The organism is Sandarakinorhabdus sp., assembly GCF_031430775.1.
Lineage (GTDB): Bacteria > Pseudomonadota > Alphaproteobacteria > Sphingomonadales > Sphingomonadaceae > Sandarakinorhabdus.
Genome location: NZ_JANPCD010000168.1, coordinates 1 through 6,259, shown reverse-complemented (window position 1 = coordinate 6,259; position 6,259 = coordinate 1). Strand labels below are relative to the sequence as shown.

The 6,259-nt window shown below is 63.6% G+C and carries 7 protein-coding genes; all 7 read left to right on the top strand.

Features of this window, described 5'->3' with window-relative positions; genetic code table 11:
* Positions 1–8 precede the first annotated feature (8 nt).
* The 7 genes from RMQ73_RS10700 (at position 9) to hmgA (ending at position 6,181) form a co-directional block, all read left to right on the top strand.
* A complete protein-coding gene (locus tag RMQ73_RS10700) occupies positions 9–611 on the top strand; it encodes a riboflavin synthase (RefSeq protein ID WP_310498216.1) in 603 nt (200 codons plus the stop codon).
* Positions 612–663: 52 nt separating this feature from the next.
* Positions 664–1,944, top strand: a complete 1,281-nt coding sequence (gene ribB, locus RMQ73_RS10695; RefSeq protein ID WP_310498214.1) for a 3,4-dihydroxy-2-butanone-4-phosphate synthase — start codon at positions 664–666, stop codon at positions 1,942–1,944.
* A 14-nt stretch (positions 1,945–1,958) separates the two neighbouring features.
* On the top strand, positions 1,959–2,378 hold the full coding sequence (locus RMQ73_RS10690) for a 6,7-dimethyl-8-ribityllumazine synthase (RefSeq protein WP_310498213.1): 420 nt from the start codon (positions 1,959–1,961) through the stop codon (positions 2,376–2,378).
* 63 nt (positions 2,379–2,441) lie between these two features.
* Positions 2,442–3,344, top strand: coding sequence for an alpha/beta hydrolase (locus tag RMQ73_RS10685; RefSeq protein ID WP_310498212.1), 903 nt, complete (start codon positions 2,442–2,444; stop codon positions 3,342–3,344).
* Between the two features lie 10 nt (positions 3,345–3,354).
* The gene (locus tag RMQ73_RS10680) at positions 3,355–3,795 is read left to right on the top strand and encodes a MarR family transcriptional regulator (RefSeq protein ID WP_310498211.1); all 441 of its coding nucleotides are present in this window, start codon (positions 3,355–3,357) and stop codon (positions 3,793–3,795) included.
* A gap of 37 nt (positions 3,796–3,832) precedes the next feature.
* Positions 3,833–4,906 (top strand): 4-hydroxyphenylpyruvate dioxygenase, encoded by a 1,074-nt coding sequence (gene hppD / locus RMQ73_RS10675; protein ID WP_310498210.1) that lies wholly within the window; start codon positions 3,833–3,835, stop codon positions 4,904–4,906.
* Positions 4,907–4,927: 21 nt separating this feature from the next.
* Positions 4,928–6,181, top strand: coding sequence for a homogentisate 1,2-dioxygenase (gene hmgA / locus RMQ73_RS10670; RefSeq protein ID WP_310498215.1), 1,254 nt, complete (start codon positions 4,928–4,930; stop codon positions 6,179–6,181).
* The last annotated feature ends 78 nt before the right edge of the window (positions 6,182–6,259 follow it).

The window sequence follows — 6,259 nt, the reverse complement described above, 5'->3', positions numbered from 1 at the left end:
GCAAAGCCATGTTCACAGGCATCATCACAGACATCGGCACCGTCAAGGCAGTGGCGCCGCGCGGCGACCACAGTGTCACGATTGCCACCGACTATGACACCGCTGGCGTTGCGCTGGGAGCGTCCATTGCGTGTTCGGGTGTCTGCCTGACCGTGGTGGCCAAGGCGCCGGGCGAATTTCGCGTTGATGTGTCGGCCGAGACGCAGCGCTGCACCGCTGCCGGCATGTGGACGCCAGGACGCAGGCTCAATCTCGAACGGGCCTTGAAGGTTGGTGACGAGCTTGGCGGGCATATCGTCACCGGGCACGTCGACGCTGTTGGCCGAATCGCTGACATCACCCCCGAGGGCGATTCGCACCGCCTGACCTTCTGGATGCCGGCGGACATTGCACCCTATGTCGCCGCCAAGGGCTCGATCTGCCTTGATGGCGCCTCGCTGACCGTCAACAGCGTTGCAGATGGCCCGGACGGCAGCCATTTCACCGTGAACATCATCCCGCACACCGCGCAATGGACGACGTTTGGCGGCGCAAAGGCCGGCGACGAAGTGAATATCGAGATCGATGTGCTCGCACGTTACCTGCACCGCATGAAGATGGTGTTGGGTTGACATCTTGATGTGACGGCCTAATCGTCATTGCACATTAGAATGTGAGATGGTGATGAACGACACACTGATTGCCCGCCTTCGCGACCTTGTGGCCTCTGGCGAGGAATCCAGGGCCGGCCTTGCCCGCGCGGCCGGCCTGCACGCCAACTCGTTGCGTGCGCTTGATGAAGCCGATTGGAACCCGACCAGCGAGACGCTGCGCAAGCTCGGCGCCTATCTCAAGGCGCGCGATTCCGGCCCGGCCTTGTCGCCGATCGAGGATATCATCAACGAGGCGCGCAACGGGCGGATGTACATTCTGGTCGATGACGAAGACCGCGAAAACGAGGGCGACCTCATCATCCCGGGCCAGATGGCAACGCCCGATGCTGTCAATTTCATGGCGCGCTTTGGTCGTGGCCTCATCTGCCTTGCGATGGCGTCGGACCGGGTCAAGGCGCTCGGCTTGCCGCTGATGGCGCAGCACAATGGCACGCGCCACACCACCGCCTTCACCGTTTCGATCGAGGCCAAGGAAGGCGTCACCACGGGCATCAGCGCCGCTGACCGCGCCCGCACCATCTCGGTGGCCATTGATGCCTCCAAGGGTCCCGAGCATATCGTTCATCCCGGCCATGTCTTTCCGCTGGTGGCGCGCGATGGCGGCGTGCTGGTCCGCGCCGGCCATACCGAAGCAGCGGTCGATGTCTCGCGCCTTGCCGGCCTCAACCCGTCGGGTGTCATCTGCGAGATCATGAACGACGACGGCACCATGGCGCGACTGCCCGACCTGATCGTCTTTGCCCGGCATCATGGCCTCAAGATCGGCACGATCCGCGATCTGATCGCCTATCGCCACGCCCATGACCGGCTGGTCAAATGCGTGGCCGAAACCCGCATCGAAAGCTGGCACGGCGGCGACTGGATCGCCAAGACCTATGCCAACACAGCCGAATATGGCGAACATATGGTCTTGCAGAAGGGCCGCGTCGAGCCGGGAAAGCCCACACTCGTGCGCATGCACACCCAGTCGATGTTCTCGGACCTGTTTCATGAAACGGGCGAGCGCGCCGGGCAGCTGCAACGCGCCATGGACGAAATCGGCAGCGTCGGGGCCGGCATCGTCATCATCATACGCGATGCCAGCCCGACGGCCATTTCCGACCAGATGCGCGCCAAGGGCAAAGGCGAGCCGATCACCCTGCGCGATTATGGCATCGGCGCGCAGATCCTTGTTGACCTGGGCGTCACGGACATGATCCTGCTGACCAATCAGCACCGCAACATCGTTGGCATCCAGGGTTATGGCCTGCAGGTTGTCGGCGAGCGCGCCATCCCGCCGCGTAGCGCTTGAAGGAGCAACCTGAGATGTCCCGTGTCCTCATCGTCGAAGCGCGTTTTTACCAGCATATTGCCGACATGGAACTGGAAGGCGCCATCTCGGCGCTGAAAGCCGCTGGCGCCACCCATGAAGTCGTGACTGTGCCCGGCGCACTGGAAGTGCCTGCGGCCATCGCCTTTGCCGATGCCTCCGGCCACTATGACGGCTATGTCGCGCTGGGCTGTGTCATTCGCGGCGAGACCTATCATTTCGAGGTTGTGGCCGTCGAAAGCGCCCGGGCCATCATGGCGCTGACGCTGGACGGCCTGGCCATCGGCAACGGCATCCTGACCGTCGAAAACGAAGCCCAGGCCATCGCCCGCGCCGATGCCGGCCAGAAGGACAAGGGCGGCGAAGCAGCAAAGGCAGCGTTGGCCATGATGGCACTGAAGGAACGCTTTGCCTGAGGCGCGCCCGGCCGGCAGAAAGCGGCGCTTCTATCAGGCCAGAATGAAGTCTAGGATCGGGGCATGACACTCGATCCGCTCATTGCCCAGATCCTTGGCCTGTCACCGCCCGAACCCGACTATCGGCTGTTCACGGCCACTGCGGCGCGTTTGGCGATGGCAATGCGGACCGCGCCGCTGCTGGCGATGGCAGCAAGGCCCGATGATGTGCAGGATATAGTGATTGCCGGGCGCGGCGGCGATCTGTCGCTTCGGCTGTTGCGGCCCAGCGGGCCGGGGCCGCATCCGGTCATCGTGTTCTTGCACGGCGGCGGCTGGGTTGTGTGCAGCAACGACACCCATCAACCGCTGGCGCTGGCCCTGATGCGGGCCAGCGGCGCCGCCGTGCTGATGACCGAGTACCGGCTGGCGCCCGAACATCCGTTCCCTGCCGCGCTCGAGGACGGGCAATCGGCGCTGGACTGGCTGGCGTCGCATGGCCGCAGCCATGACCTCGACCCCGCGCGCATTGCGGTGGCCGGCGATTCGGCCGGCGGCAATCTGGCTGCCGTGCTGGCAAGGCATGCGCCGAACCTGCGGGCGCAATATCTCATCTATCCGGTCACCGATCTGCCCGACGCAGCGCGCTATCCCAGCTATGCCGAAAATGACGCAGGCTTCGGGCTGAGCACCGAGGCGATGCGCTGGTATTGGCAGCAGTATGGCGGCGATGGCCCGGATGCGCGGCCAATGTTGGTGGGCGACTTGTCCGGCTTGCCGCCAGCCCTGGTCCAGACGGCACAATATGATGTGCTGCGCGACGAGGGCGAGGCTTATGCGCGGCGAATGGCCGATGCCGGCGTCGATGTTACCGTCACCCGCTATCCCGGCATGGTGCATGGATTTGTGTCGATGACCGGGATGGTGGCCGGCGCGGACAAGGCACTGGCGCAGGCTGGGCAATGGCTGCGCCAACGACTGGCATGAGCATTTGCCCATGACGTTCAAGTTAGCGGATTTCCTGCCGTATCAGCTATCGGTGGCGAGCAATGCCGTGTCGCGCGCCGTGGCGCTTGGTTCGGACTATGAACTGCGGTTTGGTCTGTCGGCGACGGAGTGGCGCGTGCTGGCTGCGGTAACTGCCAGTGGCAGCGCCACCCAGACGGAAGTCGCCGCCATCACAGCCATGGACAAGATGAGCGTCAGCCGCGCCGTGGCTGGTTTGACGCAGCGGCGGCTGCTCACACGCACGCCGCATCAGGGCGACCGGCGCACGCTTTGGCTGGAACCGACCATCGAAGGGCGGCGCATCCACGATATTGTCGCGCCCCAGGCGCTGGAAGTCGAAGCGGGGCTGTTGGCACTGTTCACGGCAGATGAGGCGGCGGCGCTGCGAGCGGCGCTGGTACGGCTGCGCGAAGCTTGTGACAAACAGTAACATATGTTACGATAAGAGCGTATCAAGGGGATGATCGATGACCAAAACCAGTGCCGCACCCGCCAATGATATGGGCCTTGATGGCTTTGAGTTCGTCGAATTCACGCATCCGGATCCCGAGGCGCTGGCCAACTTGTTCACGGCGATGGGTTTCACCCATATCGGCACCCACCGTTCCAAGAATGTGCGCCACTATGCGCAAGGAGACATCAACTTCCTGCTCAACATGGAAGAGCAAGGCCAGGTTGCCGCGTTCCGCGACACCCATGGGCCAAGTGCCAATGCCATGGCGTTCCGGGTCAACGATGCGGCGCGCGCGCTTGATCTTGCCGTTGCGCGCGGCGCCACGCCGGTCACCGGGCCTGTCGGGCCGATGGAACTGAACATCCCCGCCATTGCCGGTATCGGCGGCGCCAACCTTTATCTGGTCGACACAGCCGGCAGCCACAGCATCTATGACATTGATTTTCGGCCCACCGGCGCTGGCCGCAATGACAATTCGGTCGGGCTGCACACGCTTGATCACCTGACCCATAACGTGAACCGTGGCCGCATGGATCATTGGGCGAACTTCTACGAGAGCATCTTCAATTTCCGCCAGATCCGCTATTTCGATATCGAGGGCCAGTCGACGGGGCTGTTTTCCAAGGCGATGACCGCGCCGGACGACAAGATCCGCATTCCGCTGAACGAGAGCCAGGACGAGCACAGCCAGATCGAGGAATTCCTGCGGGCCTATGGCGGTGAGGGCATCCAGCACATCGCGCTGGCCACCGACAATATCTTCGAAACCGTGGACCGCCTGCGCGCGCGCGGCATCCGCTTCCAGGACACGATCGACACTTATTTCGACCTGATCGACAAGCGCTTGCCCGGCCATGGCCATGACGTCGCCGAGATGCGCAAACGCCGGATCCTGATAGACGGCGCGCCCGAAACCGGTGGCGGCCTGCTGCTCCAGATCTTCACCGAGAACATGGTCGGCCCGATTTTCCTGGAGATCATCCAGCGCAAGGGCAACGACGGCTTTGGCGAAGGCAATTTCAAGGCGCTGTTCGAATCGCTTGAGCTTGACCAGATGCGCCGCGGCGTGATCCCCGCCAAAGCCTGAACGATAAGGGCGCCTGTCATGATGAGCGGTTTCGGCAATCATTTCAGTACCGAGGCCGTGCCTGGCGCACTCCCGGTTGGCCGCAACTCACCCCAGCGCCCGGCGTTCGGCCTTTACGCCGAACAGCTTTCGGGCACGGCTTTCACCATGGCGCGCGCCGAAAACCGGCGGTCCTGGCTTTACCGCCTGCGGCCGTCCGCTGCCCATCCGGCCTTCACGCTGCTGCATGATCCGGTCGCTGATCGCGCCCTGCCGGCGGACCCGAACCGCCTGCGCTGGGACCCGCGCCCGCTGCCCGAATCCGCCATCGGCTTTGCCGAATCAGTGCGTCCCATGCTGTTCAACGGCGGCGGCGAGGCCCTGTCCGGTGTCACTATGTCCACCTATGCCTGCAACCGTTCCATGACCAACCAGGCATTCTTCAGCGCTGATGGCGAAATGCTGATCATCCCCGAAACGGGCGCGCTCGATATCATCACCGAAATGGGCCGCTTTGCGCTGGCACCGCTGGAAATCGCCATCATCCCGCGCGGCGTGCGCTTTGCGGTGCGCCTGCCGGATGGCCCGGCGCGCGGTTACACGTGCGAAAACCACGGGCTCCCGTTCCGCCTGCCCGATCTCGGCCCCATCGGCAGCAACGGACTGGCCAATCCCCGCGACTTCGAAACCCCGGTGGCCTGGTTCGAGGATAGTGACGAGCCGTTCGAATTGTTGCAGAAATTCGGTGACCGGCTGTGGGTCACGCGTCTCGATCAGTCGCCTTTCGATGTTGTCGCCTGGCATGGCAATCTCGCACCGGTCAAATATGACCTGCGCCGTTTCAACACGCTTGGCACGGTCAGCTTTGACCATCCCGACCCGAGTATTTTCACCGTGCTGACCAGCCCCAGCGATACGCCGGGCCGTGCCAACGCCGATTTCGTCATATTCCCACCGCGCTGGATGGTGGCCGAGGACACGTTCCGTCCGCCGTGGTTCCACCGCAACCTGATGAGCGAAGCGATGGGGCTGATCTCCGGCCAATATGACGCCAAGGCCGGCGGCTTTGCCCCCGGCGCGCTGTCCTTGCACAACATGATGGGCGCCCATGGCCCCGATGTTGCCAGCTGGCAGGCTGCCAGCACTGCTGCTCTCGCTCCGCACAGGATCGATGGCACCATGGCCTTCATGGTCGAAAGCTGCTGGCCCTATCGCGTGACCGATTGGGCGATGGCGCGCGCGCAGAGCGATTATGACAGCGTGTGGACCGGTTTCCCCAAGGCGCAATTGCCCTGAGGCGCGGCTGCCTGTGCGAATCCGCACAGTGCCGGATTGTCACAGTCTCAGGCGCCGCGTCATGCTGCATATGGTCAG

Coding starts and splice junctions, on each gene's coding strand:
- RMQ73_RS10700 (WP_310498216.1), top strand. CDS start 9: ATGTTCACAGGCATCATCACAGACATCGGCACCGTCAAGGCAGTGGCG.
- ribB (WP_310498214.1), top strand. CDS start 664: ATGAACGACACACTGATTGCCCGCCTTCGCGACCTTGTGGCCTCTGGC.
- RMQ73_RS10690 (WP_310498213.1), top strand. CDS start 1,959: ATGTCCCGTGTCCTCATCGTCGAAGCGCGTTTTTACCAGCATATTGCC.
- RMQ73_RS10685 (WP_310498212.1), top strand. CDS start 2,442: ATGACACTCGATCCGCTCATTGCCCAGATCCTTGGCCTGTCACCGCCC.
- RMQ73_RS10680 (WP_310498211.1), top strand. CDS start 3,355: ATGACGTTCAAGTTAGCGGATTTCCTGCCGTATCAGCTATCGGTGGCG.
- hppD (WP_310498210.1), top strand. CDS start 3,833: ATGACCAAAACCAGTGCCGCACCCGCCAATGATATGGGCCTTGATGGC.
- hmgA (WP_310498215.1), top strand. CDS start 4,928: ATGAGCGGTTTCGGCAATCATTTCAGTACCGAGGCCGTGCCTGGCGCA.